Here is an 18,878-nt window from a genome sequence, read left to right as displayed (position 1 = left end):
TCACACTTCAGCGCAGACGAGGGCGTCGGGCAAACGCTGTCGCAGCGGGCCCGGGTGATCTATTCTGTCGGCTGCGTTTCGCGAGCGGTGTCGCGCGTGGGTGCCGACGGGCGGTCGCCGATCCGCATCTTTCCGCGCCCGAACGGCAGGAGCGGCGCCCGGTACACCAGCGAGGTCGCGCCGCCCGGGGGGAGCGTGAACTCCGCCTGCCCGAACCGCCAGACGCGGTTGAACAGGAAGACGCCGATCACGACGGCGCGGTCGGCGGGGACCTGCCAGGTTCCGACGCCCCACTGCGTGGGCTGACCGCGCTCGCCGATGACGAGCGTCGGCCGGATGCGCGCGTACAGCGCGAACCGGGGCTTGCGGAAGGTCAACTCGATGCGGCGGGTGGCGGCGAGCGGTTCGGCAGGTCGCGTTTCGGGCATCTGTCGACCGTAGCGCGGTCGCGGGCGCGCGTCGCACCGCGCGTGCCGGCATCCGTTGCTGCGGCACGCGCCGCTGCGGCCGCGCTGCGGCGCTCGCCGGGTTGTCGGGCTGCTCCGGTGTCGCTTGTGGTGGGTGTCGGCGCGGGACACTGTGCCGAAGTGACACTCGAGCCGCGCGGGTGGCGGGACCGGGCTGTTCCGGTGTCGCTTGTGGTGGGTGTCGGCGCGGGACACTGTGCGGAAGTGACACTCGAGCGGCTCGGGATGCCAGCGGCACGGGATGCCAGGGGCGCGGGCGGCGGGAACCGCGCGGGCGCGCGCGGACGCGGGCGCGGGCGGGCGCGGGCGGGCGCGGGCGGCGGAAACGGGGGCGGGGCGGTGACAGGATTGAGGGATGACCGCTTCGCTCGTCGCCCGTGACCTCGCCGGCGGGTATGGCCACCGCACGCTGTTCGACGGGCTCGACCTCACCGTCGCGCCCGGCGACGTGATCGGCGTCGTCGGCGCCAACGGCGCGGGCAAGTCCACGCTGCTGCGCCTGCTCGCCGGCATCGACCAGCCGCAGGGCGGCACCATCACCGTCTCACCGTCCGACGCGTTCGTCGGCTGGCTGCCGCAGGAGCACGAGCGGGTCGAGGGCGAGACCGTCGCCGCCTACATCGCCCGCCGCACCGGGTGCGCCGCCGCCACGAGGGACATGGATGCCGCAGCGGCGGCGCTCGCAGACCCGACGCCCCGCGACGGCATCGACCCCGCCGACGCGTACTCGACGGCACTGGACCGCTGGCTCGCCAGCGGTGCGGCCGACCTCGACGAGCGCCTTCCCGTCGTGCTCGCCGACCTGGGTCTCCACCTCGGCGACGCCCCCGAGGACGCGCTCATGACCGCGCTGTCGGGTGGCCAGGCCGCCCGGGTCGGGCTCGCGGCACTCCTGCTCTCGCGCTTCGACATCGTGCTGCTGGACGAACCCACAAACGACCTCGACCTGGACGGACTCGAGCGTCTCGAGGCGTTCGTGCGGGGCCTCCGTGGCGGAGTGGTGCTCGTGAGCCACGACCGGGAGTTCCTCGCGCGCTGCGTCACCCGCGTGCTCGAACTCGACATCGCGCAGGGCTCGAACCAGGTGTTCGGCGGCGGCTATGAGGCCTACCTCGAGGAGCGAGCAACGCTGCGCCGGCACCAGCGGGAGAAGTACGACGAGTTCGCCGACAAGAAGGCCGACCTCGTCTCCCGCGCGCGCACGCAGCGGGAGTGGTCGAGCCAGGGTGTGCGCAATGCCATGCGCAAGGCGCCCGACAACGACAAGATCCGCCGCAAGGCCGCCAGCGAGTCCAGCGAGAAGCAGGCGCAGAAGGTCCGCCAGATGGAGAGCCGCATCGCCCGTCTCGACGAGGTGGAGGAGCCGCGCAAGGAGTGGCAGCTGCAGTTCACGATCGGGTCGGCGCCGCGGTCCAGCTCCGTGGTGTCGACGCTATCCGGCGCCGTGATCCGCCAGGGCTCGTTCACACTCGGCCCGGTGTCGCTGCAGGTCAACGCAGGCGAGCGCATCGGCATCACGGGCCCCAACGGCGCCGGCAAGACCACGCTGCTGCGTGCACTGCTGGGTCGTCGGCAGCCCGACCAGGGCACCGCGAGCCTGGGCGCCAGCGTGCAGGTCGGTGAGATCGACCAGGCACGCTCGCTGCTGACCGGATCGCAGCCACTGGCCGACGCGTTCGAGGCGCTCGTGCCGGAGATGGCCTCGGGGGAGGTGCGCACGCTCCTGGCGAAGTTCGGCCTCAAGGCCGACCACGTCACCCGCCCCGTCGATGAGCTCTCGCCGGGCGAGCGCACCCGCGCGGGTCTCGCGCTGCTGCAATCCCGCGGCGTGAACCTGCTCGTGCTCGACGAGCCGACCAACCACCTCGATCTCCCCGCCATCGAGCAGCTCGAGGAGGCGCTGGAGAGCTACGAGGGGACGCTGCTGCTGGTGACCCACGACCGTCGCATGCTCGACACCGTGAAGACCGACCGTCGTTGGCGGGTCGAGGCCGGGCAGGTCACGGAGCTGTAGCCCCGAAGGGCAGGGGAGCGACGGGCCCGCTCAGCGGCCCTGGCGCTTCTTGTACGGCTTCGGCTGGCCCTTGACCACGGGCGCACGGCCCTTGCCCTTGGATGCCTTGGCCTTGCCGCCGGCGGGAACGGTGGGTTTCGCGGCGGGGGCCGGGGCTGCGGCGATGCGCTCCTTCGCCTCGGCCAGCAGCAGCTCGCCCGGCGCCGTCAGCCGGGTGCCGTTGCTGTCGCGGGCGAACAGGGCATGGCCGACCTCCGCCTCGAGCTTGTCGATCGAGGTGTACAGCGACGCCAGCGGGATGCCGAGGGCCTCGGCCGCGCGCGGGAAGTGGAGATGCTCGGCCACCGCGACGAACCGCTGGAGCTGGGTGATGTTCACGGGGGAGCCTTTCACGGCGACGTCGGAGATCCCTTCCATTGTCGCAGGCGCTCTCCGCGCACCCGGCACGACCGAAATCATGCGGAGCGGATGAGGCGGTTGTGCGGCCCCGGCCGTAGCGTGCACGCGGCGGCAGCGCACCCGCCGTGAGGGAGGTCCCGTGTTCGAGAACCTGCCCGCGATCATCGCCGGCATCCTGGTGATCGCGGATTTCGCGATCCGGGTGGCGGCGCTCATCGTCATCCCGCGCGGGCGCAAGCCGACCGCGGCGATGGCGTGGCTGCTCGCGATCTTCCTGATCCCGTTCGTGGGCGTCTTCCTCTTCCTCGTGATCGGCAACGTGAAGCTGCCGAAGGCGCGGCGCGACAGACAGCGGGAGCTCGACCGGATCATCGCCGAGAAGGCGAAGGCGATGCCCGACCCGCGAGGCGAGGAGTCCTGGCCCGGCTGGCTGCCGGCGCTCTTCCGCCAGAACCGCGCACTGGGAGCGTTGCCCGCGCTCGGCGGCAATACGGCGCAGCTGATCGGCGACTACCAGGCGTCGATCGATGCCATGAGCGCCGCCGTCGACACCGCCACCCGGTTCGTGCACGTGGAGTTCTACATCGTCTCGTGGGATGCCACGACCGGCGGTCTGTTCGACGCGATGGAGCGCGCGGTGCGGCGCGGGGTCGTCGTGCGGCTGCTCGCCGACTACGTCGCCTCCCGTCGCACGGTCGGGCACGACGAGACGTTCGCCGAACTCGACCGCATCGGGGTCACCTGGAAGGACATGCTCCCGGTGCGCCCGCTGCACGGTCAGTACCAGCGCCCCGACCTGCGCAACCACCGCAAGCTCGTCGTGGTCGACGGGCGGATCGGCTTCACCGGGTCGCAGAACCTCATCGACCGCAGCTACCGGTCTGAGAAGAACATCACCCGAGGGCTGCAGTGGCAGGAGCTCATGGCACGCGTCACCGGACCCGTCGTGACCGCCCTGAACGGGGTGTTCCTCTCGGACTGGTACCTGGAGACCGGTGAACTGCTCGATGACACGGAGAACGTTCCGGTCGACGACGTCGCGGTCCCCGCCTCACCCGGCTCTCTCGTGTGCCAGATCGTGCCGAGTGGACCCGCCTACGACACCGAGAACGGGCTGCGCCTGTTCCTGGCGCTGGTCTCCTCCGCACGCGAGAAGGTGATCATCACGAGCCCCTACTTCGTCCCCGACGAGGCCATGATGTACGCGATCACATCGGCGTGCTTCCGGGGGCTCGATGTGGAGCTGTTCGTCTCGGAGATCGGCGACCAGGGGTCGGTGTGGCACGCGCAGCGCTCGTACTACGGTGAGCTGCTGAGCGCCGGGGTGAAGATCTGGCTGTACCCAGGGCCGTACATCCTGCACGCCAAGCACCTGTCGATCGACGACGATGTCGCGGTGATCGGCTCGAGCAACATGGACATCCGCTCGTTCAGTCTCAACGCGGAGGTGCTCATGCTCGTGCACGGCGGCTCCTTCGTCGAAGGCATGCGCGCGGTGGAGCAGGGCTACCGGGATGCCGGGCGGCAGCTGACCCTCGAGGAGTGGAAGCGGGAGCCGGCGACGGCGACGTTCCTCGACGGCATCGCCCGCCTCACCTCGGCGCTCCAGTAACCGTGATCAGCCCGTCCCGCCGCAGCGCGTCGCGTCTGTGTCGTCCAGGGCCGACAGTGCTTCGCTCCAGACGAGCGTCTGGCTGACCTCGACGGCCCGGCTGTACCGGGATCCGGCGAGGACGACGTAGACCGCGCCGACCACCTCGATGAACCCGATCGTCGCGTCGTCGCGGGTGACTTTGTAGCGCTCCGGGGTCAGCTGACGCCACTGCAGGCTGGCCGTGCGGGGCGCCGCGGCGATGGGACGCCGCGTCGGCAGTTCGCGCAGCGCCGCGGCTACCGACGCACGGGGGGACACGCGGCGGGGCGAGGTCGGTGTGGCTTCGATCGTCACGGTGATCACCTTCGTTCTGTGCTGATCTCAGCCTGCCGTGGCGCGCAGAAACCCCCGAAGGCGGTTGACCCCGACGCCGGTATCCGCTACACACCGGTCACGTCACCCGCTCTTGACTTCGCCGTCCTCGGCGTCGACGACCGGGGCCGCCGGGGCATCGGTGGCTGGCCCCACACCCACCGGCACGCCCGCCTCCGGGTGGTTGAGATCGAACGCCGGACGTTCGCTGCGGATGCGGGGGATGACGGTGAAGTTGTGCCGCGGCGGCGGGCAGCTGGTCGCCCACTCGAGCGACCCGCCGTAACCCCACGGATCGTTCACGGTGATCTTCGGGGCGCTGCGCGCGGTGATCCAGACGTTGAACAGGAACGGCAGCATGGAGGCCCCGAGGAGCATCGCACCCGCCGTGGAGATCTGGTTCTGCCACGTGAAGCCGTCGAGCGCGGAGTACTCGGCGTAGCGGCGGGGCATGCCCTCGACACCCAGCCAGTGCTGCACGAGGAAGGTCATGTGGAAGCCGATGAACACCATCCAGAAGTGCACGTAGCCGAGCCGCTCGTTCAGCATCCGCCCCGTCCACTTCGGCCACCAGAAGTAGAAGCCGGCGAACATCGCGAACACGACGGTGCCGAACACCACGTAGTGGAAGTGCGCCACCACGAAGTACGTGTCGGAGATCTGGAAGTCCAGCGGCGGGGAGGCGAGGATCACGCCGGTGAGACCACCGAAGACGAACGTGACCAAGAAGCCGAGCGCCCACACCATGGGGGTTTCGAACGTGACCGAACCGCGCCACATCGTGCCGATCCAGTTGAAGATCTTCACCCCCGTGGGCACCGCGATGAGCATGGTCATGAGCGCGAAGAAGGGCAGCAGCACCGCTCCCGTGACGTACATGTGGTGCGCCCACACCGCCACCGACAGCGCGGCGATCGCGATCGTGGCGTAGACGAGGGTCTTGTACCCGAAGATCGGCTTGCGGCTGAACACGGGGATCACCTCGGAGATGATGCCGAAGAACGGCAGCGCGATGATGTACACCTCGGGGTGACCGAAGAACCAGAACAGGTGCTGCCACAGCAGCACGCCGCCGTTCTGCGGGTCGAAGATGTGCGATCCCAGCACGCGGTCGGATGCCGCAGCGAACAGAGCAGCGGCGAGCACCGGGAAGGCCATGATCACGAGGATGCTCGTGACGAGGGTGTTCCAGGTGAAGATCGGCATGCGCCACATCGTCATGCCGGGCGCGCGCATCGTGATGATCGTGGTGATGAAGTTGACCGAACCGAGGATCGTCCCGAAGCCGCTCATTCCGAGCCCCAGCATCCACAGGTCCCCGCCGACGCCCGGTGTGAACGTGTCGTCGGCCAACGGTTGATACGCGGTCCAGCCGAAGGCGGCCGCTCCCTGCGGGGTGAGGAAGCCGGACAGGGCGATGAGGGAGCCGAAGAAGAACAGCCAGAACGACAGGGCGTTCAATCGCGGGAACGCCACATCGGGGGCACCGATCTGCAGCGGCATGATCGCGTTGGCGAAGCCGGCGAACAGCGGAGTGGCGAACATCAGCAGCATGATCGTGCCGTGCATCGTGAACAGCTGGTTGTACTGCTCCTTCGTCGGCACCACCTGCATGCCCGGCTCGAACAGCTCCGCGCGGATGACGAGGGCCATCACGCCGCCGAGCATGAAGAACAGCATCGAGGCGATGATGTACATGTAGCCGATGGTCTTGTGGTCGGTGGAGGTCAGCCACCGCACCAGCAGGTTGCCCTTCGCCTGCACACGTGTCTGCGACATCAGCGCCGCCTGGCGCGGCGGAAGGGTGTTCGGCGGCCGATTCTCGGTCGCGGTGGGGGGAGTGGATTGCGACACGGTCATTCCTTCCCAGAGGCGACACTGCTCACGGTGGGAGAACCATAGGACCGGCACGCCTTGTCACAACACCCGATTGCACCGCCCGGGGACGCGGAGTATAACCAGGACGGCGTCGTGGACGGCGCGCTCACCCTCGGCACCGCCCACGACAGCACGCTCACCCGTTCGACAGGTGCTCGCGGCTCTGCTGCGCCTGGTCCTTGACCTGGGATGCCGCCGACTGCGTCTCGGTCTTGACCGCGTCCACCGACTGCGCCGCGGCATCCTTCACGGCGGTTGCGGCATCCTGTGCGGGGCCCTTCAGATGCTCGCCGACGTCCTGCGCGACCTCGGCCGCCTCGTCCACGAGCGGCTGCGCCTTGTCCTTCACCTCGGCGGCGACCTGCTTCTCCTTCGTGGATGCCGGGATGAGCGAGGCCGCCAGGAGTCCGGCGCCGAAGGCGATCAGCCCCACGGCGAGGGGATTGCCCTCTGCCTTGGCGGCGAGGCGGTCCTTCGCGTCCGAGACCTGCCCGGCCGCGGCGGAGCCCGCACCTGACAGTGACGAGCCGGCGTCGTCGGCCGCGCCCATCACCCGGTCGCGCAGGGATCCGAACGCGCCCCTGACCTTGTCCGTCTGACGGTGGACGATCTTGGACGGCGTCACCTTGTCGGCGAGCGCATCGACGTCTCCGCCGAGCTCGCGTCGGGTGCGCTCGATGTCGGCGCGGATCTGGTCCGGTGAGTCAGTCATCGGTTCTCCTCATTCCTCTTCAACGTTTCCGGAATCTCCTTGAGGGTCTCCACGGTCTGCGGAGCCCCCTCGATCTCTTTGAGCTGACGGCGGCCGACGAGGAACAGGATGAGCGCGACGACCGCCCACAGGGCGGCGACGATCACGGCGGACCACCCGCCTCCGACCAGACCTCCCAGCGCCCACCACAGGGCCACCGAGAGGAAGAACACGGCCATCAGTGCGCCGTACCCCGCCCCTCCGAGCAGTCCCGCGCCCTTGCCGGCGCGGGACGCCGACTGCTTCACCTCGGCCTTGGCGAGTTCCACCTCCTGCCGCATGAGCGTCGAGATGTCACGGCTCACCTCGCCCAGCAGATCGCCGAGCGACGTCGTGGCCGCCTTCTGTTCAGACGGTGTCGGATCGGACATCGCGCGCACCCTCTCCAGACAGCGCACCGCCGCGCGTCGTGGACTGATCGAACAGCGGCGTCGCGCTCGCCGTCGCCGAAGCGTCCGCACGGCTCGCGCCGGGCTGGTCCGACGCGTCCGACGCGTTGGCGGCCAGGGCACGGGTGAGCCTGCCCGCGACGACGCCCGCGATCGCGGCCACCGCGATGAACGTGCCGGGCTTGCGTCGCGCGTAGCGTTTCACCTCCTCCAGCACCGAGGCGGGGTCGCGCTCGCCGAGCCACGACGCCGCACCGGAGAGCCGCTCGGCGACCTGACGCACGAGGTCGGCGGCGACACCTTGCTGCGGTGCGTTGTCGGACATCGACTCGAGTTCCGACCCCATCGTGCGCAGTCCCGAAGCCACCCGCTGCTGCTGGGCATCAGCCTGGTCGCGCAACTCGCGCTGCGTCTGCGCATACAGCTGCCGCGCCTGGGATGTGGCCTCGCCCATGACCGACGATGCCTCGCCCTGGATGGAGTGAGCGACTGTCGACGCCTGCTCGACGGCGGTGTCCTTCAGATCGGTCGCCTCCGTCTTCGCGGCGTTGATGGTCGACGGCTCCTCACCGTCGGCCGGCTGTGATCCGGTCGGCGTCGCCGACCCGTAGCTGTTCGACATGGTTTCCCTTCCCCGCCGGCGATCTGCCCGACGTCAGGACTTCCTACGCGCGTTCGGACACCTGCCGATCCCCCCTTGCCAGATCCGCCGCGAGGTGGTTTCCTGGCGGCGGTCAGCCGTGGGCCGCCCAGGCGCGTTTACCTGGCTGTTCGCCGAATGTTTCGCGGCCCCCTCGGGGCAAGATAGAGGTATGTCGACGAACCCCTACGAGTCGCGCCCGTGGCTAGCCGCCTATGCGGAGGGGGTGCCCGCCGAGATCGACCCGCCGACGCAGACGCTGCCCGAGATGATCGCCGCCACCGTGAAGGCGCACGGCCGCCGTCCCGCGCTGGAATTCTTCGGTGCCACCACCACCTACGCGCAGCTCGGCGACCAGATCCAGCGCGCCGCAGAAGGACTGCGCCGGCTGGGCGTGGGCAAGGGCGACCGCGTGGCGATCGTGCTGCCGAACTGCCCGCAGCACGTCGTGGCGTTCTACGCGGTGCTGCGGCTGGGGGCGATCGCGATCGAGCACAACCCGCTCTACACCGCCCGGGAGCTGCGGCATCAGTTCGAAGACCACGGCGCTCAGGTGGCGGTCGTGTGGGACAAGATGGTCGACACCGTCGCCGACTTCCCCGCCGACGTCCGTCCGGCGCGCATCATCAGCGTGGACATGACCCAGGCGCTGCCCACCGTGAAGCGCCTGGCGCTGCACCTGCCGATCGCGAAGGCGCGCGAATCGCGGGCTGCGCTGACCGGCACGCCGAAGCTGCGGCATCCCATCGCCTGGGACAAGCTCCTCGACCGCGGCCGGCTCGCGGCGCGGGTGCCAGGGCCGACCGTGGACGACACCGCGGTGCTGCAGTACACCAGCGGCACCACCGGAAGCCCGAAGGGCGCGATCCTCACCCATGGAAACCTGCGCGCCAACGCGATGCAGGGCCGTGCCTGGGTGCCGGGCCTGGTCGACGGCAAAGAGACGTTCTACGCGATCCTGCCGCTGTTCCACGCCTACGGCATGACCCTGTGCCTGACGTTCGCGATGAGCATGGGCGCGAAGCTCGTGCTGTTCCCGAAGTTCGACGTCGGGCTCGTGGCGGACGCTGCCCGCAAGAGCCCACCCACCTTCCTGCCGGCGGTGCCGCCGATCTACGACCAGCTGGCCCGCGCTGCCGCCCGCAAGACGATGGACCTGTCGGCGGTGCGCTTCGCGATCTCCGGCGCCATGAGCCTGCCGGTGGCGACGGTGCGTCGCTGGGAAGAGGCGACGGGTGGGCTGCTCGTGGAGGGCTACGGCATGACCGAGAGTTCCCCGGTCGCCCTCGGCAACCCCATGGGCCCGTCGCGGCGCCCGGGCACGGTGGGTGTTCCGTTCCCCAGCACCGAGATCCGCGTCGTCGATCCCGCAGACCCCACCGTCGACCGGCCGCTGGGGGAGACGGGCGAACTGCTCGTGCGCGGACCGCAGGTGTTCCAGGGGTACTGGCGACGACCCGCCGAGACCGCCGAGACCCTGCTCGCCGACGGGTGGCTGCGTACCGGGGATATCGCCTCGGTCTCGCCCGACGGGTTCGTCACGATCGTCGACCGGCTCAAGGAGCTCATCATCACGGGCGGCTTCAATGTGTCGCCCAGCGAGGTCGAGGACACGCTGCGCTCGCACCCCGACGTCGAGGACGCCGCCGTCGTGGCGCTGCCCCGCTCGCACGGCGGCGAGGACGTCGCGTGCGCGGTCGTGCTGCGGGCGGGCGCGACCCTCGACCCCGAGGGGCTGCGTGAGTACTGCCGCGGCCGGCTCGCCGCGTACAAGGTGCCCAAGCGCATCGTGCAGATGGACGATCTGCCGCGTTCGCTCATCGGCAAGGTGCTGCGCCGCGAGGTACGCGAGCGGATCCTTTCCGCGAAGTCCGGGAAGTGAAGCCGGGAGGCGGCGACGACCCGAACGCCGCCGCCTCAACCGGGGTTTTTGACATCTGTTGCCAGCGTATTCGGGCGGTTTCAGGTCGGTAGAGGATTGACCCGGTCGTCCGGTTCTGGTAGGTCGCTGGAATACCCCGGGGTGGTATCTCGTTGCTACGATAGCAGTACCCCTCCGGGGTATCCAGAGCATCGAAGAGCGAGGACGATCCATGACGACGAACGAGTTCCAGGTCACCGGCATGTCGTGCGGGCACTGTGAGGCCGCGGTACGCGGTGAAGTGTCGAAGATCGCCGGGGTGGAGAGCGTGGCCGTCAGTGCCAAGGATGGCCGGCTCGTCGTGACCTCGGCAGTGCCGCTGTCGGATGCCGACGTCATCGCCGCCGTCGACGAGGCCGGCTACACCGCCGCCCGCGTCTGAACCGGGGAAGGTCATGAGCAGCATCGGCGCCGATCAGGAGCGCTTCGAACTCGAGATCGGCGGCATGACGTGCGCGTCGTGCGCCGCGCGCATCGAGAAGAAGCTCAACCGGATGGACGGTGTCTCGGCGACGGTGAACTACGCCACCGAGAAGGCGCAGGTCACGGTGCCCCGCGACCTCGATGCCGCCGCCGTCATCGCGCAGATCGAGGCGACCGGCTACACCGCCGCGCTGCCGGCCCCGCCCGAGCCTGAGGCGCCGGCAGGAGAGCCTGCCGACGACGACCCCGACGTGCGGTCGCTGCGCCAGCGACTGATCGGGTCGATCGTGCTGTCGGTGCCGGTGATCCTCATGTCGATGATCCCGGCGCTGCAATTCCCGAACTGGCAGTGGCTCTCGCTCGTGCTCGCCGCGCCCGTCGTGGTGTGGGGAGCGTGGCCCTTCCACCGCGCGGCGGCGATCAACCTGCGCCACGGCGCGGCCACGATGGACACCCTCGTGAGCCTCGGCACCTCCGCGGCACTGCTGTGGTCGCTGTACGCGCTGTTCTTCGGCACCGCCGGCATGACCGGCATGACCCACCCGTTCTCCCTCACGATCGGCACCGCCGATGCCAGTGGCCAGATCTACCTCGAGGTCGCCGCGGGTGTGACGATGTTCGTGCTCGCGGGGCGCTACGTCGAGAAGCGCGCCAAGCGGCGCGCCGGCGCTGCGTTGCGCGCGCTGCTGCATCTCGGCGCCAAGGACGTCGTCGTGCTGCGCGACGGCATCGAGACGCGCGTGCCGGTCGCCGACCTGCGGGTGGGGGAGGAGTTCCTCGTGCGTCCGGGCGAGAAGATCGCCACCGACGGCGTCGTGGTCTCGGGGGCCTCGGCTGTGGACGAATCGCTCCTGACGGGGGAGTCGCTGCCGGTCGAGGTCGCGCCCGGCGACCCGGTCACCGGCGCGACCGTCAACGCCGGTGGTCGCCTCGTGGTGCGCGCCACACGGGTGGGGGCCGACACCCAGCTCGCGCAGATGGCGCGGCTGGTCGAGCAGGCGCAATCCGGCAAGGCCGAGGTGCAGCGGCTGGCCGACCGCATCTCCGCCGTCTTCGTTCCCATCGTCATCGTCATCGCCCTGGCCGCCCTCGCCGGCTGGATCATCGCCGGCGCGCCGCTGAGCGCGGCCTTCACGGCCGCCGTCGCGGTGCTGATCATCGCGTGCCCGTGCGCCCTCGGGCTCGCCACGCCCACCGCGCTTTTGGTGGGCACCGGGCGAGGGGCGCAGCTCGGTGTGCTGATCAAGGGACCCGAAGTCCTCGAATCCACGCGCCGCGTCGACACCATCGTGCTCGACAAGACCGGCACGGTCACCACGGGCCGCATGAGCGTGGTCGGCGTCTCGGTCGCCGAGGGCGAGGATGCCGATACGGTGCTCCGCCTGGCGGGGGCCGTGGAGCACGCCAGCGAGCACCCGATCGGCGCCGCCATCGCCCGGACCGCCGCCGAGCGCACCGGTGCGCTGGCCGAAGTGGCGGATTTCCGCAATACCGCGGGCAAGGGCGTGAGCGGGGTCGTCGACGGGCATGCGGTGCTCGTCGGCCGCAGCGCCCACCTCGCCGATTGGTCGCTGCATCCCGACGATGCTGTGCAGGCGGCTCTGACCGCCGCCGCCGAGCGCGGGCAGACGGCCGTGCTCGTGGCGTGGGACGGCAAGACCCGCGGCGCCATCGTCGTGGCCGACCGCCCCAAGCCCACCAGTGCCGCCGCCGTCGCGCAGCTGCGCCGCCTCGGCCTCACACCGGTGCTGCTCACCGGCGACAGCCAGGCCGTCGCCGCGCACATCGCCGCCGAGGTCGGCATCGACCGGGTGATCGCCGAGGTCATGCCCGCGGACAAGGTCGCGGTCGTGGCAGGCCTGCAGTCCGAGGGCAAGGTCGTCGCGATGGTCGGCGACGGTGTCAACGATGCCGCCGCCCTCGCGCAGGCCGACCTCGGCATGGCCATGGGCACCGGCACGGATGCCGCGATCGAGGCGGCCGACATCACGCTCGTCCGTGGGGACCTCCGCGCCGCCGCCGACGCGGTGCGACTGTCGCGCAAGACGCTGCGCACCATCAAGACGAACCTGTTCTGGGCCTTCGCCTACAACGTCGCTGCCATCCCGCTCGCGGCGCTGGGGCTGCTGAACCCGATGATCGCCGGCGCGGCGATGGCCTTCTCGAGTGTCTTCGTCGTGGGCAACAGCCTGCGGCTGCGCCGCTTCCGACCCCTCGTGGACACCACGAGCACCTCGCACTGAAGGGACGGGCGCCATGACGACGACCGCACACGACGCGCACACGCACGGCTACATCACCGACAAGGACAAGTACCTCAACCGCCTCCGGCGCATCGAGGGCCAGGCCCGCGGTGTGCACAAGATGATCGAGGACGAGAAGTACTGCATCGACATCCTCACGCAGATCAGCGCTCTCACCAGCGCGCTGAACTCCGTGGCCGTGGGGCTCCTCGACGACCACCTGAAGCACTGCGTCGTCGATGCGGCGCGCCTGGGCGGCGACGAGGCGGATGCCAAGGTGGCGGAGGCCACCGCCGCCATCGCCCGTCTCGTGCGTTCCTGACCGGGTCAGCCCGGAGGCAGCACTCCGACGCCGTCGCGTCGGTCGAAGACGAGGTGAGTCTCGGTGGAGCGCACGCTCGGATGAACGGTGATGTGCTCGAGCACGAGGTCGCGCAGGGCGTGCGCGTCGGCCGCGGCCACGTGCAGCACGAAGTCATCCTCGCCGGCGACGTGGAACACCTCGATCACGCCGGGGATCTCGGTGAGTGCCTGGAACAGCTGCGTCACCCCCGTTTTGGTATGACTTCCCAGACGCACGTTGACCACGGCGCGCAGCGGGAACCCGAGGGCGGCGATGTCCACGCGCGCGCGTGTGTCGACGATGAGCCCGCGCTGGCGCAGCACCCGCACGCGGTGTGCGCAGGTGGACTCCGCCAGGTGCAGCCGCTCGGCCAGCGCCTTGTTCGTGATGTCGGCACCTGCGGTCAGGACCGCGAGGATGGCCAGATCGACGTCGTCGACCTCGCCGGCATCGGGTTGCGATCTGACCAAGACAGTGCCTCCGGAAGGGGTGGATGCCGCAGGAAACCCGGCATCGGGCGTCTTGTACAGCGTAGTGTGCGGACCTCCGCCCGTGAGCCCGCGATTCGCGCATCATGGGGCCATGAACTCTGAGACCTGGCGCCCCGACACGGTGGCGGTCCACGCCGGACGCGAGGACTTCGCCGCCCTCGGCGTGCACGCGGCCCCGATCGACCTGTCGACCACCAATCCGCTGCCCGATGTCCAGCGCGGCGGCGACAGCTACGAGACCCTCGCGACCGGCGGCCGCCCCACCGACGACGGAAGCCTCGTGTACGCGCGACTGTGGAACCCGACCGTCGCCCGGTTCGAAGAAGCCCTCGCGCTCCTCGAGGGCGCCGAGGCGGCCGTCGCCTTCGCCTCGGGCATGGCGGCGACGACGGCGGCGATCCTCGCGCACACGCAGGCGGCCGGCCGACCCCACATCGTCGCGGTGCGCCCGCTATACGGCGGCACCGACCACCTGCTCGCGAGCGGGCTGCTCGGCACCGAGGTCACGTTCTGCGGCGAGACCGAGGTCGAGGGCGCCCTCCGGCCCGACACCGGGCTCGTGATCCTGGAGACCCCCGCCAACCCCACCCTCGAACTCGTCGACATCGCAGCGGTCGTCGCGCAGGCCGCCGGGGTGCCTGTGCTCGTGGACAACACCTTCGCCACCCCCGTGCTGCAGCGCCCGCTCGCCCTGGGGGCCGCGATGTCGCTGCACAGCGGCACGAAGTACTTGGGCGGCCACGGCGACGCGATGGCCGGGGTCATCGCGTGCTCGGAGGAGACGGCCGAGGCGCTGCGCCGCGTGCGCGCCATCACCGGCGCGCTGCTGCATCCGCTCGGCGCCTACCTCATGCACCGCGGGCTCGCCACACTGCCGGTGCGCATGCGCGCGCAGCAGCAGACGGCCGCGCAGCTCGCGGCATGGCTCGACACGCATCCGGCGGTCGCCCGCGTGGCGTACCCCGGGCTCCACGGCGACCCGCGCGGGCTGCTGGGGCGTCAGATGAGCGGCGGCGGCGCGATGATCGCCGTCGAACTGCGCGGCGGGTATGCCGCGGCGGCGGCGGTGGCAGAAGCGGTGCAGCTGTTCACGCACGCCGTGTCGCTCGGGGGAGTGGACTCGCTCATCCAGCATCCCGCCGCCCTCACACACCGTCCCGTCACGGAGGAGGCGCGTCCTTCGGAGGCCGTGCTGCGCCTGTCGGTGGGTCTGGAGGACGTGGACGATCTGCGCGCCGATCTGGATGCCGCGCTGGCCGCGGCGGTCGCATCGACCGCCACGACCCAGCAGATGCCGCTGCCGGTGTGAGGCAAGGCCCACACCGGCAGTCGGCGGTACTGATCTCAGCCGATCACGGCTGGGGGTAGCGCATCACGATGCGCCCCTCGATCTTTCCCTGCTCCATCCGCTCGAAGATGTCGTTGATGTCATCGAGTCGTTCGACGGTGATGGTCGGGTGGATCTCGCCGCGGGCGAAGAAGTCCAGCGCCTCGACCATGTCCTGACGGGTTCCGACGATCGAGCCGCGGATCGTGATGGCCCGCAGCACCGTGTCGAAGATGTCAGCCGGGAACTGCCCCGGGGGAAGACCCACGAACACGACGGTGCCGCCGCGACGGGCCATGCCGGTGCCCTGGGCGAACGCCTGCGGGTGCACGGCGGTGACGAGCACACCGTGCGCACCGCCGGTGCGCTCCTGGATCTCGGCGATCGGGTCGGCCTTGGCGGCGTTGACCGTGATCTCGGCGCCGTGGCGACGGGCGAGGAACAGCTTGTCGTCGTCGATGTCGACGGCGGCCACGCGCATGCCCATGGCGCGGGCGTACTGCACGGCGATGTGGCCGAGGCCACCGATGCCGGAGATCACGACCCACTCGCCGGGCTTGACCTCGGTCATCTTCAGGCCCTTGTACACCGTCACACCGGCGCAGAGGATCGGCGCGACCTCGTCGGGGTCCACCCCGTCGGGGATGCGGGCGGCGAAGCGCTCGTCGACGAGCATGTACTCGCCGAAGCTGCCGTCCACCGAGTAGCCGCCGTTCTGCTGCTCGGGGCAGAGGGTCTCCCAGCCGGTGCGGCAGAACTCGCACACGCCGCAGGCGCTCCACAGCCATGCGTTGCCGACCTTGTCGCCGACGGCCAGCGTCGTGACGCCTTCGCCGAGCGCGACGACCTCGCCATAGCCCTCGTGGCCGGGGATCAGGTCGGACTTCGGCGGCACGGGCCAGTCGCCGCGTGCCGCGTGCAGGTCGGTGTGGCAGACGCCGCTGGTGATCACCCGCACGAGCGCCTGGCCGGGGCCGGGGGTGGGGATCGGAACTTCGGTCACCGACAGCGGCTGGTCCGGGGCGGTGACGACGGCGGCGCGCATCGTGCCGCCGGGAACGAGTGCGCGATCGTGGGGTGCGGTCGCGTTCGTCATCGTGTTCATGACAAGTCACTTCCTTGCGGACGGACGTTCGCCGTCCCTCGCAGGAGAGTGTAACTCTGTGGTCAGACCACATCAACCCGGTGCACGACGAGAGCCGACGACCATTCGGGCCGCCGGCTCCGGTCGTGTGCGGTCGTCAGACCGTCTGGTCGGCGTGGGCGCCTTCCGCGATCTCCTCGAGGACCTTCGCGTTGAACGCGGGCAGGTCGTCGGGGGTGCGGCTGGAGACGAGGCCGGCATCCACCACGACCTCCTCGTCGACCCAGTTCGCCCCGGCGTTGCGCAGATCGGTCTTCAGGCTCGGGTAGCTGGTGATCGTGCGGTCGCCCAGCACGTCGGCGTCGGCGAGGATCCACGCGCCGTGGCAGATCACCCCGACGGGCTTGTGCTGCGCGAAGAAGTCGCGGGCGAAGGACACTGCGGTCTCATCCATGCGCAGGTGGTCGGCGTTCACGACGCCGCCCGGAAGAACGAGTGCGTCGAACTCCGACGCGTCGGCCGAGCCCACGGTCAGGTCGACGGTCTGCTCGTGGCCGTTCTTGCCGCTCACACTTCCGTCGGCGGGGGAGACCAGCACGGCCGTGGCTCCGGCATCCGTCACCGCCTCCCAGGGGGAGGTCAGCTCGCTGTCTTCGAAACCGTCGGTCAGCAGGAACGCCACGCGCTTGCCGGTGATATCGGTCATCTCGTCGTCCTCTCGTCGGTGGGATCCGGGGGTTTCCCGGTACCGCCACGGTAGACAATCGCCGCGGCCGAGGGCGGGGGGTTGCGCGTCGCGGCCCGCTGACCTAACGCGCGGCTAGCATGGAGGCATGACCACCTCGAACACGTCCGTCACCCAGCCCCTGCAGCCCGTCGGCGACGACAAGAACCTGCTCGCCGCCCCGCAGGACAACGCCTGCGCGTGTGGGGGCTGCGGCTGCAACTGACCCGCGTCAGTGCCCGGCCGGCAGCTCCGCAGGAGCGTCGGCGGGCTTGCGGATCAGCACCGCACCCACCAGCAGCGGCAGCGAGATGATCGCCGCCACGAGGAACGCGGCGCGTGTGCCCGCGGCGCCGGCGGCGAGGTCCGCCGCCCCCGCGTCGGCCGCGGTCGCCGACGCCGAAGACAGCGTCGTGATGAGCACCGCGATCCCCGCGGCCCCCGAGACCTGCTGAATCGTCGTGACCATGGCGCTGCCGTGCGAGTACAGCCGCGGGGGGAGTGACCCCAGCGACGCGGTCAGCAGCGGGGTGAACGACATCGCCAGCCCGAGCGAGAGAGCCGTCTGCGCGATGACCAGCAGCCACACCGGCGTGCTCTCGGTGAGCCCGGTGAACAGCCACAGGATCAGCACCACCATCACGCTGCCCGGGATGAGCAGCACCCGCGTGCCCCATCGGTCGTAGACGCGCCCGATGAGGGGTCCGGCGAGCCCCATCGCAAGGGCGCCCGGCAGGACGACGAGGCCCGACTCGAGGGCGGTGAGGCCCAGCACGCGCTGCGTGTACAGCGGCAGCACCGTGATCGTGCCGAAGAACGCCATCGACATGAACGTCAGGTGCACCACCGACAGCGAGAAGTTGCGGAAGCGGAACACCCGAAGATCGAGCAGGGCATCGTCGACGCGCTGCAGGCGCAGCTGCCGCCAGACGAAGAGGCCGAGCGATACCGCGCCGACACTCAGCGACACCACCAGCGTCGTGGTCGACAGGGCGGCGGCGGCATCGCCCCCGTGACCGCCGCCGATCTGGCTGAGCCCGAACACGATTCCGCCGAACCCGAAGGCCGACAGCACGACGGACAGCACATCCAGCGGTGCGGGCCGTGGCTCGCCGAGGTTGTGGATCCATCGTGCGCCCACGCCCAGGGCGACGAGGGCGATGGGCAGCACGATGCCGAAGATCCAGCGCCACGACAGGGTGTCGAGCAGGAACCCGGACATCGTCGGGCCGATGGCGGGGGCGAGGGAGATCACCACGGAGACGCGCCCCATCATGCGCCCGCGGTGCGCGGCGGGCACCACCGTCATGAGGGTCGTGATCAGCAGCGGCATCATGATGGCGGTGCCGGATGCCTGGATGACCCGCCCCGCCAGCAGCACCGGGAAGCCCGGTGCCACCAGGGCCACCGCGGTGCCTGCGGAGAACAGTCCCATCGCGGTGATGAACACCGCCCGCGTGGTGAAGCGCTGCAGCAGGAACCCGGTGATGGGGATGACGACGGCCATCGTGAGCATGAACGCGGTCGTCAGCCATTGCGCAGCGACCGCGGTGATGCCGAGGTCGACGATGAGGTGCGGGATCGCGACGCCCATCGTGGTCTCGTTGAGGATGGCCACGAACGCCGCCGCCAACAGCAGCCAGATGACGCGCTCAGCCTCGGCGGACACTCCCGAGGAGCGCACCGCGGGGGCGCGATTCGACGTGTTCGTCGCTGCCATGCTCGCCTCCTCGCCGTCGGCGGCCGCCGTGCGGCGGCCCGTGGAGGGCGTCAACGGTGGGGCCCGCCCGCGCATTCCCCGGGCGGCGCGTCGCGCGG

Annotated in this window: 18 protein-coding genes; 7 read left to right on the top strand and 11 right to left on the bottom strand. The window is 70.3% G+C overall.

Features of this window, described 5'->3' with window-relative positions; all coding sequences use genetic code 11:
• Positions 1–59: 59 nt before the first annotated feature.
• Positions 60–428: a hypothetical protein gene (locus tag ACFVR6_RS05820; RefSeq protein WP_386959709.1), complete on the bottom strand. Its 369-nt coding sequence runs from the start codon at positions 426–428 to the stop codon at positions 60–62.
• Positions 429–822: 394 nt separating this feature from the next.
• Between ACFVR6_RS05820 and ACFVR6_RS05815 the strand changes: the two genes are divergently transcribed.
• Entirely contained in the window at positions 823–2,481 is a 1,659-nt protein-coding gene (locus ACFVR6_RS05815) for an ABC-F family ATP-binding cassette domain-containing protein (protein WP_386959706.1), read from the top strand.
• 30 nt (positions 2,482–2,511) lie between these two features.
• Here ACFVR6_RS05815 and ACFVR6_RS05810 read toward each other — a convergent pair whose 3' ends face one another.
• Positions 2,512–2,859: a LysR family transcriptional regulator gene (locus ACFVR6_RS05810; RefSeq protein WP_386959703.1), complete on the bottom strand. Its 348-nt coding sequence runs from the start codon at positions 2,857–2,859 to the stop codon at positions 2,512–2,514.
• Between the two features lie 160 nt (positions 2,860–3,019).
• Between ACFVR6_RS05810 and cls the strand changes: the two genes are divergently transcribed.
• Entirely contained in the window at positions 3,020–4,492 is a 1,473-nt protein-coding gene (gene cls, locus ACFVR6_RS05805; RefSeq protein WP_386959700.1) for a cardiolipin synthase, read from the top strand.
• Between the two features lie 6 nt (positions 4,493–4,498).
• On the opposite strand, the gene ACFVR6_RS05800 is transcribed toward cls, so the two are convergent.
• The 5 genes from ACFVR6_RS05800 to ACFVR6_RS05780 all read right to left on the bottom strand — a co-directional run bounded on the left by ACFVR6_RS05800 (position 4,499) and on the right by ACFVR6_RS05780 (position 8,486).
• On the bottom strand, positions 4,499–4,828 hold the full coding sequence (locus ACFVR6_RS05800) for a hypothetical protein (RefSeq protein ID WP_386959697.1): 330 nt from the start codon (positions 4,826–4,828) through the stop codon (positions 4,499–4,501).
• Positions 4,829–4,930: 102 nt separating this feature from the next.
• On the bottom strand, positions 4,931–6,625 hold the full coding sequence (gene ctaD / locus ACFVR6_RS05795) for an aa3-type cytochrome oxidase subunit I (protein ID WP_386959694.1): 1,695 nt from the start codon (positions 6,623–6,625) through the stop codon (positions 4,931–4,933).
• A gap of 235 nt (positions 6,626–6,860) precedes the next feature.
• On the bottom strand, positions 6,861–7,436 hold the full coding sequence (locus ACFVR6_RS05790) for a DUF3618 domain-containing protein (RefSeq protein WP_386959691.1): 576 nt from the start codon (positions 7,434–7,436) through the stop codon (positions 6,861–6,863).
• Positions 7,433–7,846 carry a phage holin family protein gene (locus ACFVR6_RS05785; protein WP_386959688.1) on the bottom strand — a complete coding sequence of 138 codons (414 nt, stop codon included), beginning with the start codon at positions 7,844–7,846 and terminating at the stop codon, positions 7,433–7,435. Before ACFVR6_RS05785 ends, ACFVR6_RS05790 begins: the two co-directional genes overlap by 4 nt.
• Positions 7,824–8,486 carry a hypothetical protein gene (locus ACFVR6_RS05780; protein WP_386959685.1) on the bottom strand — a complete coding sequence of 221 codons (663 nt, stop codon included), beginning with the start codon at positions 8,484–8,486 and terminating at the stop codon, positions 7,824–7,826. The genes ACFVR6_RS05785 and ACFVR6_RS05780 overlap by 23 nt, the downstream gene beginning before the upstream one ends.
• Before the next feature lie 190 nt (positions 8,487–8,676).
• Here ACFVR6_RS05780 and ACFVR6_RS05775 point away from each other — a divergent pair, with 190 nt between their 5' ends.
• From ACFVR6_RS05775 to ACFVR6_RS05760, 4 genes are all read left to right on the top strand, one after another.
• Positions 8,677–10,386: a long-chain-fatty-acid--CoA ligase gene (locus ACFVR6_RS05775; protein ID WP_386959682.1), complete on the top strand. Its 1,710-nt coding sequence runs from the start codon at positions 8,677–8,679 to the stop codon at positions 10,384–10,386.
• Positions 10,387–10,597: 211 nt separating this feature from the next.
• A complete protein-coding gene (locus ACFVR6_RS05770) occupies positions 10,598–10,807 on the top strand; it encodes a heavy-metal-associated domain-containing protein (protein ID WP_386959679.1) in 210 nt (69 codons plus the stop codon).
• 13 nt (positions 10,808–10,820) lie between these two features.
• The gene (locus tag ACFVR6_RS05765) at positions 10,821–13,091 is read left to right on the top strand and encodes a heavy metal translocating P-type ATPase (RefSeq protein ID WP_386959676.1); all 2,271 of its coding nucleotides are present in this window, start codon (positions 10,821–10,823) and stop codon (positions 13,089–13,091) included.
• A 13-nt stretch (positions 13,092–13,104) separates the two neighbouring features.
• Complete coding sequence (locus ACFVR6_RS05760; protein ID WP_386959673.1) at positions 13,105–13,413, top strand: metal-sensitive transcriptional regulator; 309 nt, start codon at positions 13,105–13,107, stop codon at positions 13,411–13,413.
• Positions 13,414–13,418: 5 nt separating this feature from the next.
• On the opposite strand, the gene ACFVR6_RS05755 is transcribed toward ACFVR6_RS05760, so the two are convergent.
• Positions 13,419–13,904, bottom strand: coding sequence for an Lrp/AsnC family transcriptional regulator (locus ACFVR6_RS05755; RefSeq protein ID WP_386959670.1), 486 nt, complete (start codon positions 13,902–13,904; stop codon positions 13,419–13,421).
• A gap of 112 nt (positions 13,905–14,016) precedes the next feature.
• Here ACFVR6_RS05755 and ACFVR6_RS05750 point away from each other — a divergent pair, with 112 nt between their 5' ends.
• On the top strand, positions 14,017–15,234 hold the full coding sequence (locus ACFVR6_RS05750; RefSeq protein WP_386959667.1) for a trans-sulfuration enzyme family protein: 1,218 nt from the start codon (positions 14,017–14,019) through the stop codon (positions 15,232–15,234).
• 43 nt (positions 15,235–15,277) lie between these two features.
• Here the strand turns inward: ACFVR6_RS05750 and adhP are convergent, their stop codons facing one another.
• The 3 genes from adhP to ACFVR6_RS05735 all read right to left on the bottom strand — a co-directional run bounded on the left by adhP (position 15,278) and on the right by ACFVR6_RS05735 (position 18,780).
• Positions 15,278–16,297 carry an alcohol dehydrogenase AdhP gene (gene adhP / locus ACFVR6_RS05745; protein WP_386960281.1) on the bottom strand — a complete coding sequence of 340 codons (1,020 nt, stop codon included), beginning with the start codon at positions 16,295–16,297 and terminating at the stop codon, positions 15,278–15,280.
• Between the two features lie 196 nt (positions 16,298–16,493).
• Positions 16,494–17,042, bottom strand: coding sequence for a type 1 glutamine amidotransferase domain-containing protein (locus ACFVR6_RS05740; protein ID WP_386959665.1), 549 nt, complete (start codon positions 17,040–17,042; stop codon positions 16,494–16,496).
• Positions 17,043–17,292: 250 nt separating this feature from the next.
• Entirely contained in the window at positions 17,293–18,780 is a 1,488-nt protein-coding gene (locus ACFVR6_RS05735; RefSeq protein ID WP_386959662.1) for an MDR family MFS transporter, read from the bottom strand.
• Positions 18,781–18,878: the final 98 nt, after the last annotated feature.

Source organism: Microbacterium sp. NPDC058021 (assembly GCF_042885955.1).
In the GTDB taxonomy this organism is placed as follows: domain Bacteria; phylum Actinomycetota; class Actinomycetes; order Actinomycetales; family Microbacteriaceae; genus Microbacterium.
The sequence above is the reverse complement of the archived record's forward strand: the minus strand, read 5'-3'. Positions and strand labels throughout refer to the sequence as shown.

Coding starts and splice junctions, on each gene's coding strand:
- ACFVR6_RS05770 (WP_386959679.1), top strand. CDS start 10,598: ATGACGACGAACGAGTTCCAGGTCACCGGCATGTCGTGCGGGCACTGT.
- ACFVR6_RS05790 (WP_386959691.1), bottom strand. CDS start 7,436: ATGACTGACTCACCGGACCAGATCCGCGCCGACATCGAGCGCACCCGA.
- ACFVR6_RS05820 (WP_386959709.1), bottom strand. CDS start 428: ATGCCCGAAACGCGACCTGCCGAACCGCTCGCCGCCACCCGCCGCATC.
- ACFVR6_RS05735 (WP_386959662.1), bottom strand. CDS start 18,780: ATGGCAGCGACGAACACGTCGAATCGCGCCCCCGCGGTGCGCTCCTCG.
- ACFVR6_RS05750 (WP_386959667.1), top strand. CDS start 14,017: ATGAACTCTGAGACCTGGCGCCCCGACACGGTGGCGGTCCACGCCGGA.
- ctaD (WP_386959694.1), bottom strand. CDS start 6,625: ATGTCGCAGACACGTGTGCAGGCGAAGGGCAACCTGCTGGTGCGGTGG.
- ACFVR6_RS05775 (WP_386959682.1), top strand. CDS start 8,677: ATGTCGACGAACCCCTACGAGTCGCGCCCGTGGCTAGCCGCCTATGCG.
- adhP (WP_386960281.1), bottom strand. CDS start 16,297: ATGCGCGCCGCCGTCGTCACCGCCCCGGACCAGCCGCTGTCGGTGACC.
- ACFVR6_RS05765 (WP_386959676.1), top strand. CDS start 10,821: ATGAGCAGCATCGGCGCCGATCAGGAGCGCTTCGAACTCGAGATCGGC.
- ACFVR6_RS05815 (WP_386959706.1), top strand. CDS start 823: ATGACCGCTTCGCTCGTCGCCCGTGACCTCGCCGGCGGGTATGGCCAC.
- ACFVR6_RS05780 (WP_386959685.1), bottom strand. CDS start 8,486: ATGTCGAACAGCTACGGGTCGGCGACGCCGACCGGATCACAGCCGGCC.
- ACFVR6_RS05740 (WP_386959665.1), bottom strand. CDS start 17,042: ATGACCGATATCACCGGCAAGCGCGTGGCGTTCCTGCTGACCGACGGT.
- ACFVR6_RS05760 (WP_386959673.1), top strand. CDS start 13,105: ATGACGACGACCGCACACGACGCGCACACGCACGGCTACATCACCGAC.
- ACFVR6_RS05785 (WP_386959688.1), bottom strand. CDS start 7,846: ATGTCCGATCCGACACCGTCTGAACAGAAGGCGGCCACGACGTCGCTC.